22 protein-coding genes, 1 tRNA gene and 3 rRNA genes are annotated in these 24,194 nt (G+C 53.7%); 5 read left to right on the plus strand and 21 right to left on the minus strand.

Features of this window, described 5'->3' with window-relative positions; genetic code table 11:
• The 4 genes from AC0TOY_RS05675 to rrf (AC0TOY_RS05690) form a co-directional block, all read left to right on the plus strand.
• Positions 1-129: ribosomal RNA gene (locus tag AC0TOY_RS05675) — 23S ribosomal RNA — on the plus strand; the annotation flags it as partial.
• A 69-nt stretch (positions 130-198) separates the two neighbouring features.
• Positions 199-314: ribosomal RNA gene (rrf, locus tag AC0TOY_RS05680) — 5S ribosomal RNA — on the plus strand.
• 14 nt (positions 315-328) lie between these two features.
• Positions 329-404, plus strand: a tRNA-Thr gene (locus AC0TOY_RS05685).
• A 43-nt stretch (positions 405-447) separates the two neighbouring features.
• A 5S ribosomal RNA gene (gene rrf, locus AC0TOY_RS05690) occupies positions 448-563 on the plus strand.
• Between the two features lie 106 nt (positions 564-669).
• Here rrf (AC0TOY_RS05690) and AC0TOY_RS05695 read toward each other — a convergent pair.
• The 7 genes from AC0TOY_RS05695 to AC0TOY_RS05725 all read right to left on the minus strand — a co-directional run bounded on the left by AC0TOY_RS05695 (position 670) and on the right by AC0TOY_RS05725 (position 10,087).
• The gene (locus AC0TOY_RS05695; protein WP_014171880.1) at positions 670-1,428 is read right to left on the minus strand and encodes an amino acid ABC transporter ATP-binding protein; all 759 of its coding nucleotides are present in this window, start codon (positions 1,426-1,428) and stop codon (positions 670-672) included.
• Positions 1,429-1,435: 7 nt separating this feature from the next.
• A complete protein-coding gene (locus tag AC0TOY_RS05700) occupies positions 1,436-2,539 on the minus strand; it encodes an amino acid ABC transporter permease (protein WP_032650459.1) in 1,104 nt (367 codons plus the stop codon).
• A gap of 9 nt (positions 2,540-2,548) precedes the next feature.
• Positions 2,549-3,730, minus strand: coding sequence for an amino acid ABC transporter permease (locus tag AC0TOY_RS05705; protein ID WP_473721599.1), 1,182 nt, complete (start codon positions 3,728-3,730; stop codon positions 2,549-2,551).
• A gap of 67 nt (positions 3,731-3,797) precedes the next feature.
• Positions 3,798-4,823 carry an amino acid ABC transporter substrate-binding protein gene (locus AC0TOY_RS05710; protein WP_024906309.1) on the minus strand — a complete coding sequence of 342 codons (1,026 nt, stop codon included), beginning with the start codon at positions 4,821-4,823 and terminating at the stop codon, positions 3,798-3,800.
• A 473-nt stretch (positions 4,824-5,296) separates the two neighbouring features.
• Positions 5,297-5,518, minus strand: a complete 222-nt coding sequence (locus tag AC0TOY_RS05715; protein ID WP_008502867.1) for a lipoprotein — start codon at positions 5,516-5,518, stop codon at positions 5,297-5,299.
• 304 nt (positions 5,519-5,822) lie between these two features.
• Positions 5,823-8,936, minus strand: coding sequence for an efflux RND transporter permease subunit (locus tag AC0TOY_RS05720; protein ID WP_061716400.1), 3,114 nt, complete (start codon positions 8,934-8,936; stop codon positions 5,823-5,825).
• An 11-nt stretch (positions 8,937-8,947) separates the two neighbouring features.
• Positions 8,948-10,087, minus strand: coding sequence for an efflux RND transporter periplasmic adaptor subunit (locus tag AC0TOY_RS05725; RefSeq protein ID WP_248272492.1), 1,140 nt, complete (start codon positions 10,085-10,087; stop codon positions 8,948-8,950).
• A 387-nt stretch (positions 10,088-10,474) separates the two neighbouring features.
• Between AC0TOY_RS05725 and envR the strand changes: the two genes are divergently transcribed.
• A complete protein-coding gene (gene envR, locus AC0TOY_RS05730; RefSeq protein ID WP_024906312.1) occupies positions 10,475-11,194 on the plus strand; it encodes an acrEF/envCD operon transcriptional regulator in 720 nt (239 codons plus the stop codon).
• Here envR and AC0TOY_RS05735 read toward each other — a convergent pair.
• From AC0TOY_RS05735 to acuI, 14 genes are all read right to left on the minus strand, one after another.
• Positions 11,110-13,191, minus strand: a complete 2,082-nt coding sequence (locus tag AC0TOY_RS05735; protein ID WP_024906313.1) for a putative bifunctional diguanylate cyclase/phosphodiesterase — start codon at positions 13,189-13,191, stop codon at positions 11,110-11,112. The two genes, envR and AC0TOY_RS05735, sit on opposite strands and share 85 nt — an antisense overlap.
• A gap of 139 nt (positions 13,192-13,330) precedes the next feature.
• A complete protein-coding gene (locus AC0TOY_RS05740; protein WP_024906314.1) occupies positions 13,331-13,495 on the minus strand; it encodes a DUF2556 family protein in 165 nt (54 codons plus the stop codon).
• A 178-nt stretch (positions 13,496-13,673) separates the two neighbouring features.
• Positions 13,674-13,970, minus strand: a complete 297-nt coding sequence (gene fis / locus AC0TOY_RS05745; RefSeq protein WP_000462905.1) for a DNA-binding transcriptional regulator Fis — start codon at positions 13,968-13,970, stop codon at positions 13,674-13,676.
• A gap of 23 nt (positions 13,971-13,993) precedes the next feature.
• On the minus strand, positions 13,994-14,959 hold the full coding sequence (gene dusB, locus AC0TOY_RS05750) for a tRNA dihydrouridine synthase DusB (RefSeq protein WP_023309409.1): 966 nt from the start codon (positions 14,957-14,959) through the stop codon (positions 13,994-13,996).
• 330 nt (positions 14,960-15,289) lie between these two features.
• A complete protein-coding gene (locus AC0TOY_RS05755) occupies positions 15,290-16,030 on the minus strand; it encodes a carbonic anhydrase (protein ID WP_061716402.1) in 741 nt (246 codons plus the stop codon).
• 128 nt (positions 16,031-16,158) lie between these two features.
• On the minus strand, positions 16,159-17,040 hold the full coding sequence (prmA, locus tag AC0TOY_RS05760) for a 50S ribosomal protein L11 methyltransferase (protein ID WP_024906316.1): 882 nt from the start codon (positions 17,038-17,040) through the stop codon (positions 16,159-16,161).
• 11 nt (positions 17,041-17,051) lie between these two features.
• Positions 17,052-18,503: a sodium/pantothenate symporter gene (gene panF / locus AC0TOY_RS05765; protein ID WP_032650448.1), complete on the minus strand. Its 1,452-nt coding sequence runs from the start codon at positions 18,501-18,503 to the stop codon at positions 17,052-17,054.
• Positions 18,493-18,735, minus strand: a complete 243-nt coding sequence (locus AC0TOY_RS05770) for a YhdT family protein (protein ID WP_032650447.1) — start codon at positions 18,733-18,735, stop codon at positions 18,493-18,495. Before AC0TOY_RS05770 ends, panF begins: the two co-directional genes overlap by 11 nt.
• Before the next feature lie 108 nt (positions 18,736-18,843).
• Positions 18,844-20,193 carry an acetyl-CoA carboxylase biotin carboxylase subunit gene (gene accC, locus AC0TOY_RS05775; protein WP_024906319.1) on the minus strand — a complete coding sequence of 450 codons (1,350 nt, stop codon included), beginning with the start codon at positions 20,191-20,193 and terminating at the stop codon, positions 18,844-18,846.
• 10 nt (positions 20,194-20,203) lie between these two features.
• Positions 20,204-20,668 (minus strand): acetyl-CoA carboxylase biotin carboxyl carrier protein, encoded by a 465-nt coding sequence (accB, locus tag AC0TOY_RS05780; RefSeq protein WP_013098992.1) that lies wholly within the window; start codon positions 20,666-20,668, stop codon positions 20,204-20,206.
• Between the two features lie 21 nt (positions 20,669-20,689).
• Positions 20,690-21,142, minus strand: a complete 453-nt coding sequence (gene aroQ / locus AC0TOY_RS05785; RefSeq protein ID WP_024906320.1) for a type II 3-dehydroquinate dehydratase — start codon at positions 21,140-21,142, stop codon at positions 20,690-20,692.
• A gap of 234 nt (positions 21,143-21,376) precedes the next feature.
• On the minus strand, positions 21,377-21,976 hold the full coding sequence (msrQ, locus tag AC0TOY_RS05790) for a protein-methionine-sulfoxide reductase heme-binding subunit MsrQ (protein WP_473721600.1): 600 nt from the start codon (positions 21,974-21,976) through the stop codon (positions 21,377-21,379).
• On the minus strand, positions 21,977-22,978 hold the full coding sequence (msrP, locus tag AC0TOY_RS05795) for a protein-methionine-sulfoxide reductase catalytic subunit MsrP (RefSeq protein WP_023333641.1): 1,002 nt from the start codon (positions 22,976-22,978) through the stop codon (positions 21,977-21,979).
• Positions 22,979-23,055: 77 nt separating this feature from the next.
• On the minus strand, positions 23,056-24,030 hold the full coding sequence (acuI, locus tag AC0TOY_RS05800) for an acrylyl-CoA reductase (NADPH) (RefSeq protein WP_473721601.1): 975 nt from the start codon (positions 24,028-24,030) through the stop codon (positions 23,056-23,058).
• Positions 24,031-24,194: the final 164 nt, after the last annotated feature.

The raw sequence follows: 24,194 nt of genomic DNA on the forward strand, positions 1-24,194 counted from the left end.
AGATGAGTTCTCCCTGAGACTTTAAGTCTCCTGAAGGAACGTTGAAGACGACGACGTTGATAGGTCGGGTGTGTAAGCGCAGCGATGCGTTGAGCTAACCGATACTAATGAACCGTGAGGCTTAACCTTACAACGCCGAAGATGTTTTGGCGAAGAGACAGAGACGATTTTCAGCCTGATACAGATTAACAGAATTTGCCTGGCGGCTTTAGCGCGGTGGTCCCACCTGACCCCATGCCGAACTCAGAAGTGAAACGCCGTAGCGCCGATGGTAGTGTGGGGTCTCCCCATGTGAGAGTAGGGAACTGCCAGGCATCAAATTTAGCGTGCTGATATGGCTCAGTTGGTAGAGCGCACCCTTGGTAAGGGTGAGGTCCCCAGTTCGACTCTGGGTATCAGCACCACTTTATACTTAGGTTAAAGTTCGGCAAGAAGTAAAAGAATTTGTCTGGCGGCTTTAGCGCGGTGGTCCCACCTGACCCCATGCCGAACTCAGAAGTGAAACGCCGTAGCGCCGATGGTAGTGTGGGGTCTCCCCATGTGAGAGTAGGGAACTGCCAGACATCAAATAAGTGAGAAGGCCATCCGAAAGGATGGCCTTTTTGCGTTTGTGCGCCGAAAAAACGGCAGGCCGGGTAAGGCGAAGCCGCCACCCGGCAGAGCAAACGACTAATGAATCACCTGCGACAGGAATGCTCGCGTACGTTCTGACTTCGGATGGGCAAAGAACTCATCCGGCGGCGCCTGCTCAACAATCTCCCCACGGTCCATAAAGATCACCCGGTCGGCCACGGTTCGCGCAAACCCCATCTCATGCGTCACGCACAGCATGGTCATGCCGGATTGTGCCAACCCAATCATGGTGTCCAGAACCTCTTTAACCATTTCAGGATCGAGGGCAGATGTCGGTTCATCAAACAGCATAATTTTCGGTTTCATACACAGAGAACGGGCGATAGCCACACGCTGCTGTTGGCCACCCGATATCTGGCCAGGGAACTTATTCGCATGTTCTGCGATACGTACGCGCTCCAGGTAGTGCATGGCTAATGCCTCCGCTTCCTTTTTCGGCATCTTTCGTACCCAAATCGGTGCAAGCGTACAGTTCTGCAGAACGGTCAGGTGCGGAAACAGATTAAAGTGCTGAAAGACCATTCCCACTTCCTGACGAACGCGTTCAATATTGCGGATATCTTCATTCAGCTCGATACCGTCAACCACGATGCGTCCTTGCTGATGCTCTTCAAGATGGTTAATGCAGCGAATAGTTGTGGATTTCCCGGATCCGGAAGGGCCGCACAGGACAATGCGCTCTCCCTGCTTGACCTTAAGATTAATGTCCTTCAGGACATGAAACTGTCCGTACCATTTATTCACGTTTTCCAGCGTAATCATCGCGTCGGCGGGTGTCATAGTTATTTGGCTCATAATTTCCTCAGTGCGGTGTACGCCCGGTGTTAAAGCGCTTTTCCAGATGCTGGCTGTAGCGCGACATGCTAAAACAAAAGATCCAGTAGATCAGAGCTGCAAAGACATATCCCTCGGTGGACATACCCAGCCAGACAGGGTCAACGGTTGCCTGCTGCACGCTGCTAAAGAGATCGAACAATCCAATGATGATCACCAGGCTGGTATCCTTGAAGAGGGCAATGATCGTGTTGACCAGCCCTGGAATGACCAGCTTGAGTGCTTGTGGAAGAATGACCAGTCCCTGCGTTTTCCAGTAACCGAGAGCCAGTGATTCCGCCGCTTCGTACTGGCCTTTAGGCAGCGCCTGCAGACCTCCGCGCACAACTTCAGCGACATAGGCGGACTGGAAGAGAATCACCCCCACCAGGGCACGGATCAGCTTGTCGATGGTGGTCCCTTCTGCCATAAACAGCGGCAGCATGACCGACGACATAAACAGAACGGTGATAAGCGGTACGCCGCGCCAGAACTCAATGAAGATAACGGAGAGCACGCGTACGATCGGCATTTTTGAACGCCGCCCCAGGGCCAGTAAAATCCCCCACGGCAGAGCACCGGCTATCCCCACTGAAGCGATAATCAACGTCAGCGTCAGACCGCCCCACTGGCGTGTTTCTACGCGTTCCAGCCCCAGAAAACCGCCATACAACAGTACCCAGACAATAATCGGATAAACCACTGCCCAGACGGCAATATAGCGTCCGCGATGAGGCAGCTTTTTCCAGAACATGGCTGCGACAGAGAGCAGGCCGATAACCAGCGCCAGATTAATCCGCCAGCGCTGTTCATGCGGATACAACCCATACATGAACTGACCGAATCGCTCGTGGATAAACACCCAGCAGGCACCGGCTTTTGTGCAGTCTGCTCGGGTTGAACCGACCCAGTTGGCCTGTAAAAACGCCCAGTTCAGCAGCGGAGGAATCAATTCCCACATGAGCCACAGGCAGACAATCGTCAGCAGGCTGTTACTCCAGCTGGAGAACAGATTCTTACGCGCCCAGAGAATGAAACGTCCACCTGTCGAGTTGGCAGGGCGCGAGGAGTGCGACAGTATCGCTTTTGTCATCATAGATCCTTAGCGCTCGACCAGTGCTATACGACGGTTATAAAGGTTCATCAGCAGTGAAATCACCAGGCTGATGATCAGATAGACAGACATCGTGATGGCGATGGTTTCAATGGCTTGTCCGGTCTGGTTAAGCACGGTTCCGGCGAAGAGTGACACCATATCCGGGTAACCAATGGCAGCGGCCAGCGACGAGTTTTTGACAATATTGAGATACTGGCTGGTCAGGGGCGGGATGATGACCCGTAAAGCCTGCGGAATGATGACCTGGCGAAGCGTCACGGTATGGGGTAATCCCAGCGAGCGTGCCGCCTCGTGCTGTCCGTAAGGTACGGCCTGGATCCCGGCACGGATAATCTCTGCGATAAACGCGGACGTATAAATCGACAGCGCCAACGTCAGAGCTGCCAGCTCAGGAATTAATACCATCCCGCCCTGAAAGTTGAAGCCCCGCAGATGGGGAATGTCCCAGTGCAGTGCGGCCCCAAACAGCCAGTGAGCCACCAGCGGCAGGCTAACGAACAGGACGACAGCCGTCGGCCAGGTTCTGCGAAGCTGGCCGGTTTTGATCTGATGCGTGTGGTTAAAACGGAATACCCCAACAGTGAGAGCAAGCGCGATCGCAATCGCGCCGATAAAAGCGTACAGACCTTCACCTGGCAGAGGAGAAGGAATGGATAGCCCACGGTTGCTCAGGAAGAAAAGCTCAAACGCGTCGACGGCCTGACGGGGGCCGGGTAGGTTACGCAATACGGCAAAATACCAGAAGAAGATCTGCAGGAGCGGGGGAATATTGCGAAACGTCTCGATATAAACAGTCGACAGTTTCCGCAGCAGCCAGTTTTCAGAAAGACGTGCCAGGCCAATAAAGAAGCCCAGTATCGACGCGAAGACGATACAAAGCGCCGATACCAACAGCGTATTCAGCAAACCGACCACGAACACGCGTCCATATGTGTCACCTTCCTGGTAATCAATAAGATGCTGGACAATGCCAAACCCCGCGCTGCGATCTAAAAACGCGAAACCGGAGGTAATGCCACGATTATTCAGGTTGGTAATGGTGTTATGGATGAGATACACGGCGATGAGAACAACCGCAACAATAGCAATAATCTGGAATAGCCAGGCGCGGACCGCGGGATGAGAAAAGGATAGCGATCCTTTTACGGCTGAGCGGCGATGGGACATAAAGAAACCTCAGTAACCATGACTCTGGAGAGGGCACTGCCTGAGCAGTGCCCGTTACAGCTATGACTTAACGTACCGGTGGCGCGTACTGAATACCGCCGTTGTTCCAGAGATTGTTCTGGCCGCGTTTGATCTTCAGCGGGCTTTCCGATCCCACGTTGCGCTCAAAGATCTCAGAGTAGTTGCCCACCTGTTTGATGATGTTGTAGGCCCACTTGTTATCCAGCTTCAGATCCTTGCCGAAATCACCTTCTGTACCGAGCAGGTGTGCCATATCCGGGTTGGATGGCTTAGCGGCTTTCTCATCAACGTTTTTCGAGTTGATGCCCATCTCTTCTGCGTTCAGCATGGCGAACAGCGTCCAGCGAACAATGGAGAACCAGTCTTCATCGCCACGACGTACGACCGGTCCGAGAGGTTCTTTGGAGATCACTTCAGGCAGAACAATCCATTCTGCCGGGTTGCTCAGCTTAATACGTAAGGCATACAGCTGTGACTGGTCAGAGGCCAGCGTGTCGCAACGGCCGGACTCCAGCGCTTTGGCCGACTCATCCGAGCGGTCGAATGTCACTGGCGTGTATTTCATGTTGTTTGCTTTGAAATAATCGGCGACGTTCAGCTCGGTATCGGTGCCCGCCTGAATACAAACGGTGGCGCCATCCAGCTCTTTGGCGCTTTTCAGGCCTGCTTTATTGTGGGTCAGGAAGCCGATGCCGTCATAATAGGTCACGCCCGTAAATGACATCCCCATGCCTGCATCACGTGAGGACGTCCAGGTGGTATTACGGGAGAGCATGTCGACCTCTCCGGACTGCAGCGCCGTAAAGCGTTCTTTCGCCGTCAGCGGGGTATATTTTACTTTGCTGTCATCACCGAAAACGGCGGCCGCAACGCCACGGCAGACGTCCACATCGATACCGGTAAATTTGCCGTTCGCATCGGCATAAGAGAAGCCAGGCAAACCGTCACTGATACCGCATTGAACAAAACCTTTCTTTTTAACGGCATCCAGTGTCGTTCCCGCATGGGCTTGACCGGCTACGGCAAACAACATGCCTGCAGCGGCCAGGCTGGCTATCATCGTCTTTTTCATAATGCATCCTGTGTGGCGAAATTTATCGTTATAGAGGCGTTTTTAAACGCTTAACCTGTCTGTGGCTTTGGCCAACGTTTATAAAGCAAACGTAATGCCAGTTTTGCGTTCGACAAAATAAGAGACGAGTGAACGCTTAATGCTGAGTGTAGACAGGCTTAAATAAAACGAGCGCCCTGAAATGGTGCGAAATTACAACCTGTGCCACAAATCGGAGCAAAAGTTATGCGTCGGGTCAGGAAAAAGGGGAGATAGTTTCCAGAGTGAATATTGGCATGGTATTCAATAATATTAATGTGTGAAAATCATCACGATAGAATAAGTAATTTGAATGAGTATGCGAAAAAGCTGTGACTGACTTCAGGCTTAGATTAATTACGTGAATAAATACGGGGCTATTTTTTTACTTATTTGAAAATACTGCACTCATTAAAAGCAAAAGCGCGGCCAGAGCCGCGCTTTCTCAACAGATGTTACTTCGTCAGGGCAACAATACCCAGCGTCAAACCCGCTACTGCGGCAGCACCGCCAGCGATAGCACCCGCAGTTTCCCAGTTATCCTGGGTGGTGCCTTTCATACAGGTATTGGTATGAACCAGTCGGCCCTGGTCATCGTAAACCGGTACACATGGAGAGTCGTGCGCGCAACCAGCCAGCAGCGCAGCGAGAAGTGCAACGGAAATGAATCTTTTCATGATGTTACCTCAGTATTATTTCTCATCCGCTATAAAGCCAGGAGGGCTATTAACGAACTGGAGGTTATTTTACCACCGGGATAAGTCCTCGTTACACGAGGAATAATCTCAAATTATGTAGTTTGTAAAAATCGTGGAGAAAAATCGGTTTCAGGAGGAATTAATGGAGACATTATGGAGCTGCAAGAGACTGTTTTTACTTAATGCAAATCATCATATTTTTAACACTGCCTTTATGTAAAGCGTAATTCATTGTTTATGTTAAAAATAAAAAAGGCACCAAAGGTGCCTTTTAGGGGGAATATTACTCTTTATGGTGGGTAAACCGTCGTCGAACAACCACAAAGAAGACGGGCACGAAGAAAATCGCCAGAAGCGTTGCGGAAAGCATTCCCCCCATAACGCCCGTACCGACGGCGTTTTGCGCGCCGCTCCCGGCCCCGGAGCTGATCACCAGCGGCATGACGCCAAGGATAAAGGCCAGAGACGTCATCAGGATCGGTCGAAGGCGCATCCTGGATGCTTCCAGCGTGGCTTCAATAATGCCTTTGCCTTCTTTCTCCATCAGGTCTTTAGCAAATTCGACGATCAGGATGGCGTTTTTCGCCGATAAACCAATCGTCGTCAGCAGGCCGACCTGGAAATAGACGTCATTGTTTAACCCGCGCAGCGACGCTGCGAGAAGCGCCCCAATGACCCCCAGCGGTACAACCAGCATAACGGAGAACGGAATGGACCAGCTTTCATACAGCGCTGCCAGACACAGGAACACCACGATCAGCGAAATGGCGTACAGTGCAGGCGCCTGGTTACCCGAGAGCCGCTCCTGATAGGACATTCCGGTCCAGTCATAGCCGATGCCGGAAGGCAGTTTTGCCGCGAGACTTTCCATCATAACCATGGCCTCACCGGTACTTTTACCCGGGGCTGATTCACCGAGGATCTCCATAGAGGGCATCCCGTTATAGCGCTCCAGGCGAGGTGAACCATAGACCCAATGAGCATTGCTAAAGGCAGAGAACGGGACCATTTCCCCATTCGCGCTGCGCACGTAGAGGTTGTTAATATCGCCTGGCAACATACGGAATTTGGCGTCGGCCTGTACGTAGACCTTTTTCACGCGCCCATGATCGATAAAGTCGTTCACATAGGTGCCACCTAATGCCGTCGAAATCGTCTGGTTGACGTCAGAAAGGCTGACGCCCAGCGCCTGGGCTTTCTCCTGATCGACATCCAGTTTGAACTGAGGCGTATCTTCAAGACCGTTAGGGCGCACGCGAACCAGCAGATCAGGGTGCTCTTTCACCATGCTGAGCAGTTTGTTACGCGCCTGAGTCAGTTGGGTATGCCCCAGGTTAGCCTGATCGATCAATTCAAAGTCGAAGCCCGTGGCGGTACCCAGCTCAATAATTGCAGGCAGGTTAAACGGGAAAACAAGGCCATCTTTAATCTGACTGAAGGCTTTCGTCGCGCGACCCACAATGGCTTCGACACCATTTTCCGACCCCGGGCGCTCCTCCCAGGGCTTCAGGCTGACGAATGCAATACCGGAGTTCTGACCCTGGCCGCTAAAGCTAAAGCCGTTTACGGTAAAGACGGATTCAACGTTCGCCTTCTCTTTGTTCAGGTAGTAGTCCTGAACCTGGTCGAGGACCTGCTGAGTACGCGTCTGGGTTGCACCTGCCGGGAGTTGAACCATCGTCATAAACACCCCCTGATCCTCTTCGGGCAGGAAGGAGGTGGGTAGGCGCAGGAAGAGTACCGCCATCCCACCGACAATAATGACGTACACCACCAGATAGCGCCCTGTCTTACGCAAAATACCGCTCACGCTGTTGCTGTAGTGCTCAACGCTTTTATCAAAGAGCGCGTTAAACCAGCCGAAGAAGCCCCCTTTTTTCTCATGATGGTCGCCGGATACGGGCTTAAGCAACGTTGCGCAGAGTGCGGGCGTCAGGATGAGCGCAACCAGTACGGACAACGCCATAGCGGAAACGATAGTCAGCGAGAACTGGCGATAGATCGCCCCCGTCGAGCCGCCAAAAAAGGCCATCGGAATAAAGACCGCCGAGAGCACCATGGCGATCCCGACCAGTGCGCCCTGGATCTGCTCCATCGACTTCTGCGTGGCCTCTTTCGGCGGCAGCTTGTCCTCGACCATGACACGTTCGACGTTCTCAACGACCACGATAGCGTCATCGACCAGCAGACCTATCGCCAGCACCATGCCGAACATCGTCAGGGTATTGATGGAGAAACCAAACGCCGCCAGAACCGCAAAGGTGCCCAGCAGAACGACCGGCACCGCGATAGTCGGGATGAGCGTCGCCCGCAGGTTTTGCAGGAACAGGTACATGACCAGGAAGACGAGAACGATCGCTTCAAACAGGGTCTTCACCACTTCGTGAATGGAGATTTTCACAAAAGGCGTGGTGTCATAGGGATAGACAACTTTCAGCCCCTGTGGGAAGAACTGCTGCAGCTGCGCCAGCTTGCTTTTGATGGCTGCCGCCGTATCCAGCGCATTGGCCCCGGTTGCCAGCTTAATCCCCAGACCGGTTGCCGCCTGCCCGTTGATTTTAGTGACCATGTTGTAGTTTTCGCCGCCCAGCTCAATACGAGCCACGTCCTTCAGATGAACCATCGAGCCGTCCTGGTTCACCTTGAGCGTCACGCGGCCAAACTCCTCCGGCGATTTCAGGCGAGTTTGCGCGATGATCGAGGCATTCAGCTGTTGCCCGGGAATGGACGGCGTTCCGCCCAGCTGGCCTGCCGCTATCTGATCGTTCTGGGTTTTCAGCTGGTTGATAATATCCAGCGGCGTCAGCTGGTATTTGTTCATCGCGTTGCTGTCGAGCCAGATGCGCATCGCATACTGAGCGCCAAACAGCTGAACGTCACCGACGCCAGACGTTCGGCTGATGGCATCTTTGACGTTTGAGGCGACATAGTCAGAGATGTCATCCTGCGTGAGATTTTTGTTGTCAGAAACAAAACCGGCGACCAGCAGGAAGCTGCTGCTGGATTTCTCCACGCCAATCCCTTGCTGCTGAACCTCTTGCGGCAGCAGCGGCATGGCGAGCTGCAGCTTGTTCTGTACCTGCACCTGAGCGATGTCCGGGTTGGTGCCTGACTCGAAGGTCAGGGTGATGGTGACGTTACCCGCTGAATCACTGGTGGAGGACATATACATCAGGTTATCGATACCGTTCATGTTCTGTTCGATAACCTGGGTCACGGTATCCTGCACCGTTTGAGCGTCCGCTCCCGGGTAGGTCGCGGATATCGCCACGGCGGGAGGGGCGATGGTCGGATACTGTGCGACCGGAAGTTTGAGAATGGCCAGCCCGCCTGCAATCATCAGGATGATGGCAAGTACCCAGGCGAAAACCGGTCTCTGAATAAAGAAGTTAGCCATGTCGTCGTCCCTTAACCGGCTGGAGTCGTGGTGGTATCCGGCGTGGCGACGACGGTTACCCCTGGTCTGACTTTCTGTAGCCCGCTGACAATCACGCGGTCACCGTTTTTCAGCCCTTCCGTCACCAGCCAGCGATCGCCAATTGCCTGCGGGGCGACGACGGTACGCGGCTCAACCTGGTTTTTATCGTTCACCACCAGGACGGTTGCATCACCTCGCGGTGTGCGGGTCACGCCTTGCTGGGGAACCAGAATCGCATCCGGCTGGGTACCTTCATCGATGCGGGCGCGAACAAACATGCCGGGTAACAGCATATGCTGAGGGTTCGGGAAAATGGCGCGCAGGGTAATTGAGCCGGTACTTTCATCGACCGTGACGTCAGAGAACTGCAAGGTGCCTTTCAGCGGATAGGGCTGCCCGTTCTCCATCAGTAGCTCAACGCTGCTGGCGGTATCGCCTTTTTGCAGGCTAGTCTGTTTCAGGCGCATAAAATCATTACTGGACTGGGTGACATCGACATAAATCGGATCGAGCTGCTGGACCGTTGCCAGCGCTGAGGCCTGTCCGTTCGTCACCAACGCCCCTTCGGTCACGCTGGATTTCCCGATACGACCATCAACAGGCGAGGTTACTTTGGTGTAGGCAAGGTTGATACGTGCGCTTTCAACGCCGGCTTTCGCGGCAACCACGCTGGCATCTGCCTGCTGAGCCGTCGCCACGGCCTGGTCATACTCCTGCTTACTGACATATTGGGTGCCTACCAGCGGGAGATAGCGTTTTACCGTCAGGTGCGCAATATTGGCCGCCGCCTGAGCCTTCGCCAGTTCGCCTTTCGCGCTGTCATAGGCTGCCTGATAGGTCGCAGGATCAATCTGGTAAAGTGACTCACCCGCTTTTACATCGCTACCTTCCGCGAAGTTGCGGCGAAGGATAATGCCGCTAACCTGAGGACGAACCTCCGCAACGCGAAATGCATCTGTTCTGCCCGGGAGTTCAGTGGTGACAGCCAGAGGTGCGCTTTTCACAATGTGCACGCTGACCTGAGGCGCCTGCAGGTGTTGTTGTTGATTTTCCTGACCATCGCATCCTGTGAGCAGTACCGCGCAGACAATGAAACCGGATAAGGGCAAGCGTCTGAAATGATTCGTCATTACTGTTCCTTTAAATACCCATTAACCGATATATGCCGCGAACCGGTAGCTGGGGCAGAGGGATAAAAAATAAAATGTAGCTGCGTATAATAATGAGGGTATTTAATGTTTTTTAATTTATAAGTGCGAATGACCATGCTTCTGGAGAAAATCAGAATCAGACCTGGTCCATTCCGGGATATACTTCAGGCATGTTAATCAGGTAAATGGGGTTTATGTTGTTTGGTTATTCATCCCGTCAATTTAATTGACTCGATGTATTTGTATTGATTATAAATTAAGAGAGGTGACTTTTTTTGTGCAAAATTAAAACGGATTTTAGTGAATACTTACATTTGCATGAACGCAATATTACCTTTAAACCTTGTGAGTAACGAGTAGTTGCCTATGGCGCGTAAAAAGAAAGAAGAGGCTCAACAAACCCGGCAGCAGCTGATTGAGGCGGCTATAGGACAGTTTGCGACGCGTGGCGTAGCCAGTACGACGCTGACGGATATCGCTGATGCTGCAAAGGTGACGCGCGGCGCGATCTACTGGCACTTCACCAGTAAATCAGAAATATTTAATGCCATCTGGGAACAGCAATTACCGCTTCGCGACATTATTCGTGACAGGCTTTCCCTTTCCGATAGCGACGACCCATTGTTAAAACTTCGTGAGCAATTTATTACTGCGCTGCAGTATATTGCCCGTGAACCCCGGCAATGTGCGCTTTTACAAATTCTGTATCATAAGTGTGAATTTAGCAGTGATATGATTTCAGAGCGTGAAATCAGAAACCGCATTGGATTCAATGATGACACGCTACGCGCCACGCTGGAGACCTGTATTTCGCAGAATATCATTTCGCCAAAGGTGAATGTTGATCTCACCTTGATTGTATTCCACGGTTTTTTTAGCGGAATAATTAAAAACTGGTTAATGAATAACGACAGTTTTAATCTTTATCAGCAGGCTCCCGCTCTGGTTGATAGCATACTGGCGACACTCCCTGTCATTCGCGTGTCGCCTGATGAGGATGCTTACAGCTCAGCGCCAGGTAACATTTCCCCTCGGGCACAAAGTGCTTCTATGGTCTGCGCGCTGGTGGGTTTACCTAACAGATAACCCTGAAGGGTGTTACAGCCCAGCTCGGTTAAAAAGGCTTGCTGTGCTTCGGTTTCTACACCTTCTGCCACGACTTTCAGGTTAAGCGTTTTGGCAAGGGCGACAATCGCTGAGACAATAGTGGCATCCTCGCTTTCGCCGCTGAGCTCTTTCACAAACGCCCTGTCGATTTTCAATTCACAGGCCGGTAACCGCTTGAGATATAGCAGGCTCGAATATCCGGTGCCAAAATCATCAATGGAGGCCTTCACGCCCGCATCCGTTAGCTCTGTCAGCACCCGTACGCTCTCATCCGGGTTGCTCATCGCCGTGGTTTCCGTCACTTCGAGGATCAACATTTCCGGTGGCACATGGTGAAGAGCCAGGCAGTCGAGAACCGTTTTCACCAGCGAAGGTTGTTCAAACTGCAGTGTCGACAGGTTTACCGCCATTGACCAGCTTTGATGCCCCTGAAGATGCCATTCCCGCAGCTGGCGACAGGCTTCATTAATCACCCAGTTGCCAATGGGGATGATCAGCCCCGTTTTTTCCGCCAGCGGCAGAAAAAGCTCCGGCGTCAGTAACCCCTGCTTAGGATGCTGCCAGCGCAATAACGCCTCGAATCCGAGGACAGGACCCGCGGGGGCGTGAAATTTTGGCTGATACAGCAGGCGCAGCTCATTGCGATCGATCGCCATCCACAGATCGTTCATTAACTGGAGATGGGTCTGCGCCAGGGTGTTCATGGAGGGCTGGAAAAAGTGGTAGCCGTTACGGCCCATATGCTTCGTGTGATACATCGCCGCGTCGGCGTTAAACATCAGTTCACGCTCAGTTTTGCCGTCGTGAGGGTACAGTGCGATACCAATGCTGAGAGTCACCACCAGTTCATAGGGGCCGAGATTGAACGGGCTATCGATCGCGCGGACCAGCGAATTTGCCAGCGATGCCGCGTCGTCCGGACCTTCTCCCTCTGCCAGCAGAACAAACTCATCACCGCCGATACGTGCAAGGGTGAACTGGCCTTTCAGGAGAAGCAGCAGACGCTGCGTAACGGCGACCAGCAGCCTGTCACCAACATCATGGCCGTAGGCGTCATTGATGGCTTTAAAGCCGTCGAGATCCATGAACATCAGGGCAAAGTGATTCCCTTCACGATCGGCTTTGCTGATGGCCTGATCGAGTCTGTCTTCCAGCAGGATACGATTGGGCAGACGCGTCAGGGTATCGTGCAGCGCCAGTTGAGCGAGTTCCCGGTTAGCTTCTGCCAGCGACGAGGCCAGAAGGGCGGTACGTGCCTGAAGGCGGGCATCCAGCATCGACACCAGCAGGGTAATCCCAAGAATAGAGAGGGCGACAACGCTGACCAGCACCGCCAGCCAGCTCCCGTTAATCCCCTCATGATGAACCATTGTGGACATGGGAAACTGCGCCGCTTTCATCCCGGCATAGTGCATACCGGCAATGGCAATCCCCATCGTGATGGCGGCCCCCATACGCATCAGCACGACCTGTGCGGCTTCGCGACGCAGGCGGAAGGTCAGCCATAGTGCCGCGAGAGAAGCGGCAAGCGCAATCGCGACCGAAATGGCCACCCAGACTTTGTCCCAGATAATCCCCGGCATCACTTCCAGCGCCGCCATGCCGGTGTAATGCATAGCAACAATACCGCTACCCATCACCAGCGCGCCGGGCAGCAGTCGGCGCAGGCGTAATTGCTCGCAGCTCACGAGCCATAGCGCAAACAGCGACGAACCCACGGCGATGACCATGGATAACACCGTCAGGGTGGCGTTGTAGCTCATGCTCATGGAGAGGTCCATCGCCAGCATGCCGATAAAGTGCATGGCCCACACGCCAATACCCATTGCAATACCGCCGCCAGCCAGCCAGACGCGGGCAGCGACGCCCTCACTCCCGGCGACGCGTGCAGCCATGTTCAGCGCGGTATACGCCGCAAGGATGGCAACAACAAAGGAGAGGACGACAAGGATATGGTTGTATTGGCTGACCAGCATGGACGGTTCTACTCGAGTGTGGGGTTACGCTAGAGCGGTTGAGAAGGGCGAGACATTATCACCGTCAGGTAATGGCTCAAAGGGATTTAAATCCCCGTTTTTAGTGGGTAATAACGGGGCGATTTGCGCAATCGGGCGGTTAGTCGAGCTCGGAGCAGTTCACGAGTTTCAGCGGATTGACGGAGTTCATATTGCGACACTTATCGGTTTCGGTACTCATCAGTTCAATCCACTGCATCAGGAGTGCATCGAAAATGAGAACGGAGATTGCAAAGACAATCAGCCACCAGTATTTACGAATCATTGTGTCATTCCGCGAGAAGAGCGCCTGTAGGATGGGGAAAAATATACACGAAAAACCGTGGTTTAAAAGCGGGAGAAGCGGAGGTTTACACTGCGTTGACGGAGAGGTACAGGTAATAAAAAAGGCGCTTCCCCATGCCGAAGAGCGCCTTTTTAAACAAGCATTTAACTGATTAGTATCAGTTCATGCCGTATTTTTTCAGTTTCTTACGCAGAGTACCACGGTTGATACCCATCATCAGCGCAGCGCGGGTTTGGTTACCGCGGGTGTATTGCATCACCATGTCCAACAGTGGCTGTTCAACTTCAGCCAGTACCAGCTCATACAGGTCATTAACATCCTGACCGTTCAGTTGAGCAAAATAGTTCTTCAGTGCCTGTTTAACCGAGTCACGCAGGGGCTTTTGAGTTACCTGGTCCTGAGAGTTAACGGTAGAAACGGTCAGTACGTCAGAATTTACGCGTTGTTCGAACATAGTTCTGTCAGCTCTTTATTTCATTACGCAAGATTTTCGAAGTATGCCTCCAACGCCTCCAGCTGTACGCTGGCATCCTCTATGGCGTTGAATGTGCGCCGAAACTGGTCATCTGGAGCGTGCTCCTGGAGATACCAGGAGACGTGTTTACGCGCAATTCGGTACCCTTTTGCCTGACCGTAGTGGTCATGCAGTTCCCGAACATGCGAACAAAGCAAGCGCTTAACCTCTGCCAGAGGCAGCGGGGCAAGCAGCTCCCCAGTGTCCAGATAATGCTGGATTTCCCGGAAGATCCAGGGTCTTCCCTGAGCGGCACGTCCTATCATCAGAGCATCAGCTCCCGTATAGTCGAGTACAGCTCTGGCTTTAAGCGGGTCAGTTATGTCGCCATTCGCGATAATCGGAATGGAAACTTTCTGCTTAACTGCCCGAATGCTGTCGTATTCAGCTTCACCGTTGAACAAACAGGCGCGAGTGCGTCCATGAATGGTCAGGGCCTGAATGCCACAGTCTTCGGCCAGTTGGGCAATCTCTACACAGTTACGGTGTTCCGGCGACCAACCCGTGCGAATCTTCAACGTAACAGGAACGTCCACTGCGCTGACAACCGCCGTCAGGATAGCTTTCACCTGGTCGGGGTATTGCAGAAGGGCTGAACCTGCAAGCTTGCGATTCACCTTTTTGGCCGGGCACCCCATATTGATATCAATAATCTGGGCACCACTTTCCACGTTAATCCGCGCGGCATCTGCCATCTCTTCAGGCACGCTTCCGGCAATTTGCACGGTGCGAATACCTGGTTCATCAACGTGCACCATCCGAAGGCGGGATTTATCGCTTTCCCAAACCTGCGGGTTAGACGACATCATCTCGGATACGGTTAAACCGGCTCCCATCTCATAGCACAGCGTCCTGAACGGCCGGTCTGTAATACCTGCCATAGGGGCTGCGATCAGGCGATTTCTAAGCTGGTGGTGTCCGATGCGCATGAGTTAAGAAATGACCATACTGTGACTGCAAGGCGGCGTATATTACGCATTTTTTGCACGAGATGAAAGGCCAAACTTTGAACAATCCACTGTTGTAGATCAAGGAATCGCCGCTCAATCTTTCTGTTCAAAATTATTCATTATTTAAATCATTATGTTATACGAGAATGGTTATTTTATAGGCGCTTACAATTTCCCGTAACTTCTCATCATTTCTGAATAAATGCTTCGATGAAGCGGGATAATCTGCTGTTTTTAGCAGCAGATTTCCCCACTTCTTTGCGATCTGCGTCGCATTTTAGAACATGATCGTCATGCGAAAAATGCGTCTTATTCGACCACAACGCGCCCGTGCAGCGACTGTACCGGACGGTTATTATCGTGATGCATGGTATGAGTAAATTTCTCAAGCTGTTCTGCTGAGAGGGTTAACGGCTGTTTGAGCACGATCCAGGTGACCCCTTCAGAACACGGTGGCGTGGTCAAAGAGCCGCTAAAGCGCCAGTAAGTTTTCACCTTTGGCAGCAGTTTGTTCAGGTTGAGATCCTTCTCAATAGATACATTCTGTTCAGCCTGCTGAGGCATCACACTCCACAGCTTTTCCAGCTCGGGATTCGCAGCACCGTTATCAAACATGACGGCCACCACGGCCAGCTCACCCGCGCTGTTTTTATGTACCAGATGCATCTCCATCGCGTACTTCTTGCCATGCACGGTGTTTTCGCTCGGTGCATGGAAGTGGAACTGCTGTAGCGTCCAGGTTTGCTTGTCCAGGGTTATCGTGTTGCGGGTATCTGCTTTTTCGCTGGCCTGAATGGTATGGCCATTGTTTGTCAGCCCCACTGGGCCATCAATGTAGTGCGTTTTAAGCGGAGGGAGATGGGCGTTAGCGGTCGAATCAATATTAATCGGAGACTGGTTCATCCCGCTTTGACAGGTCTTGTATGCCTCGTCCAGCTCGCCCCAGTGTTCCGGTGAACCTTCCCCTTCGTAACTCCAGTGTGACGCAAATGCTGAAGCCGAAACCATGCTCAGCGCCAGCAGCGCTGCCTTGCCTGTAATGTGTTTCATCATATTCTTCCGGTGAATTTTTATAATACAAATCAACATGATTTGTGTGGTTATTTTACCGAAGAATGGCAAAGGGAGAGAGAATAATCAGAGGGTGAAAGGCGTGGTCAGATGACCACGCCAAATGCTTATTTTTTACGGCCGGTGATGCGGCACCACTCTTCTTTCTCAACCACCGGGTCGAGGGTGAAAAGATCGGCGTAGGCTTCACACACGCTGTCGGCCTGGCTCGCCAGAATACCGGAAAGCCCCAGCAGACCGCCCTCAACGGGCAGCACGCTGATTAACGGGGCCAGCTCACGCAGTGGGCCTGCCAGAATGTTTGCGACCACCACATCGGCTTTCATGGCGTCTGGCTGTGCATCCGGCAGATACAGCTCCAGACGATCGGACACGCCGTTACGCTCGGCGTTGTCGCGGCTGGCCTGAATCGCCTGCGGATCGATATCGATCCCGATGGCTTTAGCTGCGCCCAGTTTCAGGGCGGCAATCGCGAGGATCCCGGATCCACAGCCAAAGTCGATCACCGTCTTCCCGTCCAGATCGAGACCATCCAGCCACTGCAGGCACAGGGATGTGGTTGGGTGAGTGCCGGTACCAAATGCAAGGCCCGGGTCGAGCATCACGTTGACCGCATTCTCGTCCGGGACGTCGCGCCAGCTTGGGCAGATCCACAGACGTTTGCCGAACTGCATCGGGTGGAAGTTATCCATCCACTCGCGTTCCCAGTCTTTATCTTCCAGCTGTTCGATTTTGTGCACAAATCCCGCGCCCAGCAGAGGATGGTTTTCCAGAATCGCGACGACCTCTTTCATATCGGTTTCGGCATCAAACAGGCCAATAACGTCGGTATCGCCCCACAGGCGGGTTTCGCCCGGCAGCGGCTCAAAGACCGGCGTGTCATGCGTGTCCTGGAAGGTGATAGAGACCGAGCCGGCCTCCATCAGCGCATCGCTCAGTTCCTCGGCGTTAGCGCCGGTTGTGTTCAGTTTTAGTTGGATCCACGGCATGGCAAAACTCTTTATTTATCAGTAGAAATCATAGCGGGTTGTGGGACAGGCTGACCGAAACGGTTCCCCACCACAAACGCCAGTAAACTTAGCAGTAACGAAGGCACAATCGGATGGAAGCCCAGGTACTGAATCTTAAACGTTGCGAGGACGGCATACAGCACACCGCCGACGATCATGCCGCTCAGCGCGCCCGCCGCGTTTGCGCGTTCCCAGTAGAGCCCTAACACCAGCGGCCACAGGAATACCGCTTCCAGCCCACCAAATGCCAGCAGGTTCAGCCAGATGATCATCTCCGGCGGACGCCATGCGGCGAGCATCATCAGAATACCGAGCACCAGCGTGGTCCAGGTTGAGATGCGTTTCAGCTTCTGCTCATTATGCATTTTAGCCGGACGCGCGCTAAGCCATAGATCTTTGATAATGGTGGCGGAAGCCTGAAGCAGGTGCGCGTTAACGTTGGACATGATGGCCGCCATCGGTGCAGCAAGGAATAAACCTGCGGCCCACGGCGGCAGAACCTGCACCATCAGCGTTGGGATCACCTGATCCGGCACGGTCAGGTGAGGTAATACAGCTCGACCCAGCGCGCCCGCCAGATGCATGCCCAGCATCAGAAGGGCGACAACGACGGTACCAATCACAATCCCGCGGTGAACGGCTTTGCTGTCTTTATAGGAGATACAGCGCACGGCGGTGTGCGGCAGACCGATAACCCCAAAGCAAACCAGCACCCAGAAGGAGGTCATAAACGCGGGCGTCAGGATATCGTCAGCACCATGAGGGCTGACCAGCTTAGGATCGATCTGTTCCAGCGTTTGCACCGCATTGTGTAACCCGCCGGCCGCGTAGATGACGCCGACCAGCAGCACAAGAGTACCTATCAGCATCACCATGCCCTGCATGGTGTCGTTCAGCACGCTGGCGCGGAAACCGCCAAACGCGGTGTACAGCGCAATCGTGATCCCGAAGATGAGCAGCCCGGTCTCGTACTTAATACCCGCTGCCGTTTCCAGCAGGCGCGCGCCGCCAATAAACTGAACGGCAATGGCGCCGACGAAGGCGACAATCAGGCTGATACTGGCAATCCAGACCACCGCGCGGCTCTGATAACGCGCCTGCAGCATGTCGTTCAGCGTAATGGCGTTATAGCGGCGAGCGAGTATGGCAAATTTTTTGCCCAGAATACCCAGTGACAGCCAAATCGTGGGCACCTGAATCATGGCCAGCAATACCCAGCCCAGGCCGTATTTGTATGCGGCTCCCGGCCCGCCGATAAACGAACTGGCGCTCACGTAGGTGGCGGTCAGCGTCATCGCCAGCACAAACCCGCCCATGGAACGGCTGCCGAGGAAATATTCGCTCAGGAACGATCCGGTACTGCGTTTGCGCATGGCATAGAAAGAGAGGCCAAATACCACGATCAAATAGACAACCAGTACGGTGATGATTTCAGTTTGCATCACTGTCCTCCAGCGGGAAATCGCGGAAGATAAAGCGCACCATCAGCCAGCTGAGCAAAATAAAAATCAACGGCACCAGCAGACACGCCATTTCAAACCAGTGCGGCAGGCCGGTTATGCCGGACGCTGAATTCGGTAAGTAAGCAGTTACTAACCATGCGGCGAGATAGAGAAGGGTCAGCCACAGCGCCCAGCGCGCTTCTTTATGGGCCTGAACAAAACGTTTGTCCATTTTTTGTCCCTTGTGGATGAAGAAAGCGGGGATTGTACATGATGAGGCTTTCCAGGCCCCAGAAATAAAAAAGGCCGGATAATCCGGCCTTTTCGTGTGCGCGCAGTCTTACTTCTCGTTAAGACCGAGTTTCTTCTCGAGATAGTGGATGTTGGTTCCACCATTCTGGAAGTGCTCGTCGCTCATAATGCGCATCTGCAGATCAACGTTGGTTTTGATACCGTCGATGATCAGCTCCTGCAGGGCGTTCTTCATGCGGGCAATCGCCACGTCACGGTTTTCGCCGTAGCAGATGAGTTTACCGATCATTGAGTCATAGTACGGCGGTACGGTGTAACCGGCGTAGATATGAGATTCCCAACGCACGCCAAAGCCGCCCGGCGCGTGGAAACGCGTGATTTTACCCGGGCTTGGCAGGAAGGTGTTCGGGTCTTCGGCGTTGATACGACACTCGATCGCATGGCCTTTCACCACAACTTCTTCCTGCTTGATGGAGAGCGGCTGGCCTGCAGCGATACGCAGCTGTTCTTTGATCAGGTCAACGCCGGTGATCATTTCGGTAACCGGGTGTTCAACCTGAATACGGGTGTTCATTTCGATGAAATAGAACTCGCCGTTTTCGAACAGGAACTCAAAGGTACCCGCCCCGCGATAGCCGATATCGACACACGCTTTGGCGCAACGCTCGCCGATGTAGCGACGCAGTTCCGGGGTAATACCCGGTGCTGGCGCTTCTTCGACCACTTTCTGGTGACGACGCTGCATGGAGCAGTCACGTTCTGCCAGATAGATCGCGTTACCCTGACCGTCAGCCAGCACCTGAATTTCGATGTGGCGTGGGTTTTCCAGGTATTTTTCCATGTATACCATGTCATTGCTGAAAGCGGCTTTCGCTTCAGCTTTGGTCATGGAGATGGACTGCGCCAGGTCAGCATCGCTGCGCACAACGCGCATACCGCGACCGCCGCCGCCGCCGGACGCCTTGATGATAACCGGGTAGCCAATGCGTTTAGCATGAGCACGGTTAGCATCCATGTCGTCGGTCAGAGGGCCGTCAGAGCCTGGTACGGTTGGCACACCGGCTTTTTTCATCGCGGTGATTGCAGACACTTTGTCGCCCATCAGGCGGATGGTGTCGGCTTTCGGGCCGATGAAGATGAAGCCAGAGCGTTCAACCTGCTCAGCAAAGTTGGCGTTCTCAGAGAGGAAGCCGTAACCCGGATGAATTGCCACCGCGCCGGTGATTTCAGCGGCGCTGATGATAGCCGGGATGTTCAGATAGCTTTTTACGGACGGAGCCGGGCCAATACAGACCGTCTCATCCGCCAGCAATACGTGTTTTAAATCGCGATCCGCGCTTGAGTGCACAGCGACGGTCTTGATGCCCAGTTCTTTACAGGCACGAAGAATACGCAGTGCGATCTCGCCGCGGTTGGCGATAACAATTTTATCCAGCATGTACGCCTCGTTACTCGATGACGACCAGCGGCTCGTCAAATTCAACCGGCTGACCACTTTCGACCAGAATCGCTTTCACAGTACCTGATTTGTCTGCTTCGATCTGGTTCATCATTTTCATCGCTTCAACGATGCACAGGGTATCGCCTACGTTGACTTTCTGACCCACTTCGATGAACGCCTTCGCGTCCGGGCTCGGGGTGCGGTAGAAAGTACCAACCATTGGGGAACGTACGATGTGACCACTGATTTCTGCTGCAGCGGCAGGTGCGGCTTCAGTTGCTGCTGGCGCAACGGCTGCGGAGAGCGCAGGCTGCTGCACTGGCGCAGCATAAGCCTGCTGCATTACCGGGAAGCTAGCGGCTGGGGCTGCACGGCTGATGCGTACAGACTCTTCGCCTTCAGAAATTTCCAGTTCGGAGATGCCTGATTCTTCAACCAGCTCGATCAGTTTTTTAATCTTACGAATATCCATGAGTGGGTTCCGTACTCTTGTTTAGTGTGATTGTGACAAGCGTTTTACCGCTGTCTGTAAAGCGTATGAATAGCCGTCTGCGCCCAGTCCACAGATAACGCCAGCAGCGATATCTGACAGATACGAATGGTGGCGGAACGGCTCTCGGGCGTGCACGTTACTCAGGTGGATCTCGATAAACGGGATACTCACCGCGAGCAGTGCGTCGCGGATAGCAACACTGGTGTGCGTAAACGCGGCCGGATTGATCAGGATATAGTCCACATTGTCTTTAGCCTGATGAATACGGTCGATGATTGCGTACTCCGCATTCGACTGAAAATGATCCAAATCCACATTCAGTGACGCTGCTTCCGTTCCCAGACGGTTAACAATTTCACTCAATGTCAGCGTGCCGTACTTCTCTGGCTCACGGGTTCCGAGCATGTTCAGGTTCGGTCCGTTCAAAACTAAGATGTGGAACTTATCAGTCATTATGCCGCTATCTCCTGCGATTTTCGGGTAAAAAACAAAATATACCTTCGAAACGCAAATGTCACCTTTTCAGAGGCTTAAAACCGCTGTCAGGCGAACCAAGGTCGCACATTATAACGATTTCGTAGCATTTAGCAGCTAAATACTGGTCTTATCAGGGAAGATTATCAACCGCTATCCGAAAAAGATTTGCGGTTGACGGGGAATATGCGGGAAAACGCACAGTTTCGCGAACTATCGCAACCACTGGCGGAACTTCTTGTAACGCCATGCTAAAAGCGCCACGGCGGCCAGTGCGTACAGGACCGGCTGCGGGGAGAGGATCTTCACCGACCACAGGTAATGAATGGGGGCGAGGATCGCGACAAGATAGACGAAGTTGTGCAGCAGCTGCCAGCGCCTGCCCAGTTTTCGCTGCGCATATTGCGTGGAGGTCAGCGCTAACGCCAGTAAAATCACCCAGCTCACAATACCCAGCGTCAGATAAGGGCGTGTCACCAGTTCGCGGCCAAGCAGTGCCAGATTGTTAATTCCCAGCTCCAGCAGGGCATAGCTGGTGAGATGCAGCGTCGCCCAGGCAAAACACCATAGCCCTAACAGCCGACGGGTGCGTATCAATAGTGGCTGTTTAGCGTAGCGCGCCAGCGGCGAAACGAGCAAGGTGGCCAGCAAAAATTTCAGAGCCATCCGACCGGTAAAATGCTGGATATCCTTGGCCGGGTCTGCGCTAAAGAGCCCCTGGCTGGCGGCCCAGAACAGCCATACAAAAGGAAGTAACCCGGCCAGGTGCAGCAGCACTTTCAGCCAGGTAATCTGTTTTGCCGTTAAACGCACTCAGAAGTTCTCCCGTAAATTGAGGCCACGGTACAGCGAGGCCACTTCATCCGCATAGCCGTTAAACAGCAGCGTGGGCTGACGCTTCACGTCCAGCGCACCGCCGGAACCGATAAACCGCTCGGTTGCCTGCGACCAGCGCGGGTGATCCACATGCGGGTTCACGTTGGCGAAGAAGCCGTATTCGTTCGGAGCCGCCAGATTCCAGGTGGTGGGAGGACGCTCGCGGGTAAGCTTAATGCTGACGATGGACTTAATTCCTTTGAAACCGTATTTCCACGGTACGGTTAAACGAATGGGGGCGCCGTTCTGCGGCGGAAGCGCCTTGCCATACACGCCGACGGTCAGTAGGGTAAGCGGGTGCATCGCCTCATCGAGGCGTAATCCTTCCACATACGGATACTCGAGCCCGCCGCCGATAAACCGGTCTTTTTGTCCTGGCATCTCGTCCGGCGCATATCGCGTCTGGAAAGCGACATATTTTGCGTTGCTGGTGGGCTCAACCATGGCCAGCAGTTTATGCAGCGGGAAGCCGACCCACGGCACCACCATCGACCAGGCCTCCACGCAGCGCATGCGGTAGATACGCTCTTCGAGCGGGAAACGGGTGGTCAGATCGTGATGATCCAGCGTCAGGGGTTTTGCCACTTCGCCATCAATCTTCAGCGTCCACGGATCGGTTTTGAGGCTACCGGCGTTGGCGGCAGGATCGGCCTTGTCGAGACCAAATTCGTAGAAGTTGTTGTAGCCGGTGACTTTATCTTCTGGCGTCAGCGTCAGTTTATTTTGCCATTGGGCGGGTTTCGTAAAGGTGAGCGGGGCGCCGGAAGGAGCCTTCGGCCGATCGTTGCCTTTAAACCAGTCGAGCAGGTCGGCGTGTGCCGCCGGAGAGAGCGTCAGGGCTGTGGCGCTGATGCCAAGCATTTTCAGGATCTGGCGGCGCTGTAACATAAAGACAGACTCGGACGTTACGTCGGCTTCCGTCAGTTTTCGGTTTTTCATGGCATCCTCCGTCATGCGTTTTCCTAAGCATGACGGAGGAGAGGGATTCGCGCGAATATGTCACGAAAATTTGAAGATTAGGCGATTTTCACCAGCGCACGACCTTGGAACTGGTTGTCCATGATCTTACTGGCATAGTCCGGTGCCTGGCTGAGCGTAATCTCCGTTGCGCTCTGGGTATAGAAAGATTCCGGCAGATCGCGCACCAGCCGTTCCCAGGCTTCATGGCGACGGGCCGGCGGGGTCATCACGGAATCCACACCCTGCAGACGGACGTTACGTAGAATAAATGGCATCACGGTGGTGGGCAGGGCAAATCCGCCCGCCAGTCCACAGGCTGCCACGCAGCCGCCGTAGTTCATCTGCGCCAGGACTTTTGCCAGCACTTTATCACCGACGGTATCCACCGCGCCTGCCCAGACCTGTTTTTCCAGCGGACGGGTTTCGGCGAATTCGTCACGGCTGAGAATGCGGCTGGCCCCGAGCTGGCGCAGGTAATCGTGGGTGCTTTCGCGGCCCGACACCGCCGCGACCTGATAGCCCAGCTTGTGCAGCAGCGTGACTGCAGTGCTGCCCACGCCGCCGCTGGCACCGGTGACGACAATTTCACCCGACTCAGGGCGGATGCCCGCCTCTTCCAGCGCCATCACGCACAGCATGGCGGTAAAGCCTGCCGTGCCGACGATCATCGCCTTGCGGCCATCCATGCCTTTCGGCATTGGCACCAGCCAGTCGCCCTTCACGCGCGCCTGCGTTGCCAGCCCGCCCCAGTGATTTTCACCTACGCCCCAGCCGGTGAGCAGCACCTGCTGGCCCGGGTGGAAGCGCGGATCCTCGCTGGTATGAACTCGGCCCGCGAAATCAATCCCCGGCACCATAGGGAAATTTCGGATGATTTTACCCTTACCGGTAATCGCCAGCGCATCTTTATAATTTAAACTGGACCAGTCGATGTCGACGGTTACTTCGCCTTCCGGCAGGCGACTCTCTTCAACCGCCTGCACTGAGGCAAGCGTTTTGCCGTCCTGCTGTTCTAAGATCAAAGCCTGCATACGGGGTCCTCTCGACTCAGATGATTGGAAAATAATTTCTGAAGACTATACTCGCTCAGGGAAACGCAATGCCGATTTAACGCAATAAATTGCCAGATACACTCGATTTGGTAGTATGCCGCATTTGGAATGCAAGTTAGCGCTTACTCGCTACCCCATCAACC

This window comes from Enterobacter sp. PL_is379 (genome assembly GCF_055817355.1).

Bases quoted from the DNA above. Each gene is read 5' to 3' on its own strand.
- AC0TOY_RS05695 (WP_014171880.1), bottom strand. From the start codon at position 1,428: ATGAGCCAAATAACTATGACACCCGCCGACGCGATGATTACGCTGGAA.
- AC0TOY_RS05700 (WP_032650459.1), bottom strand. From the start codon at position 2,539: ATGACAAAAGCGATACTGTCGCACTCCTCGCGCCCTGCCAACTCGACA.
- AC0TOY_RS05705 (WP_473721599.1), bottom strand. From the start codon at position 3,730: ATGTCCCATCGCCGCTCAGCCGTAAAAGGATCGCTATCCTTTTCTCAT.
- AC0TOY_RS05710 (WP_024906309.1), bottom strand. From the start codon at position 4,823: ATGAAAAAGACGATGATAGCCAGCCTGGCCGCTGCAGGCATGTTGTTT.
- AC0TOY_RS05715 (WP_008502867.1), bottom strand. From the start codon at position 5,518: ATGAAAAGATTCATTTCCGTTGCACTTCTCGCTGCGCTGCTGGCTGGT.
- AC0TOY_RS05720 (WP_061716400.1), bottom strand. From the start codon at position 8,936: ATGGCTAACTTCTTTATTCAGAGACCGGTTTTCGCCTGGGTACTTGCC.
- AC0TOY_RS05725 (WP_248272492.1), bottom strand. From the start codon at position 10,087: ATGACGAATCATTTCAGACGCTTGCCCTTATCCGGTTTCATTGTCTGC.
- envR (WP_024906312.1), top strand. From the start codon at position 10,475: ATGGCGCGTAAAAAGAAAGAAGAGGCTCAACAAACCCGGCAGCAGCTG.
- AC0TOY_RS05735 (WP_024906313.1), bottom strand. From the start codon at position 13,191: ATGCTGGTCAGCCAATACAACCATATCCTTGTCGTCCTCTCCTTTGTT.
- AC0TOY_RS05740 (WP_024906314.1), bottom strand. From the start codon at position 13,495: ATGATTCGTAAATACTGGTGGCTGATTGTCTTTGCAATCTCCGTTCTC.
- fis (WP_000462905.1), bottom strand. From the start codon at position 13,970: ATGTTCGAACAACGCGTAAATTCTGACGTACTGACCGTTTCTACCGTT.
- dusB (WP_023309409.1), bottom strand. From the start codon at position 14,959: ATGCGCATCGGACACCACCAGCTTAGAAATCGCCTGATCGCAGCCCCT.
- AC0TOY_RS05755 (WP_061716402.1), bottom strand. From the start codon at position 16,030: ATGAAACACATTACAGGCAAGGCAGCGCTGCTGGCGCTGAGCATGGTT.
- prmA (WP_024906316.1), bottom strand. From the start codon at position 17,040: ATGCCGTGGATCCAACTAAAACTGAACACAACCGGCGCTAACGCCGAG.
- panF (WP_032650448.1), bottom strand. From the start codon at position 18,503: ATGCAAACTGAAATCATCACCGTACTGGTTGTCTATTTGATCGTGGTA.
- AC0TOY_RS05770 (WP_032650447.1), bottom strand. From the start codon at position 18,735: ATGGACAAACGTTTTGTTCAGGCCCATAAAGAAGCGCGCTGGGCGCTG.
- accC (WP_024906319.1), bottom strand. From the start codon at position 20,193: ATGCTGGATAAAATTGTTATCGCCAACCGCGGCGAGATCGCACTGCGT.
- accB (WP_013098992.1), bottom strand. From the start codon at position 20,668: ATGGATATTCGTAAGATTAAAAAACTGATCGAGCTGGTTGAAGAATCA.
- aroQ (WP_024906320.1), bottom strand. From the start codon at position 21,142: ATGACTGATAAGTTCCACATCTTAGTTTTGAACGGACCGAACCTGAAC.
- msrP (WP_023333641.1), bottom strand. From the start codon at position 22,978: ATGAAAAACCGAAAACTGACGGAAGCCGACGTAACGTCCGAGTCTGTC.
- acuI (WP_473721601.1), bottom strand. From the start codon at position 24,030: ATGCAGGCTTTGATCTTAGAACAGCAGGACGGCAAAACGCTTGCCTCA.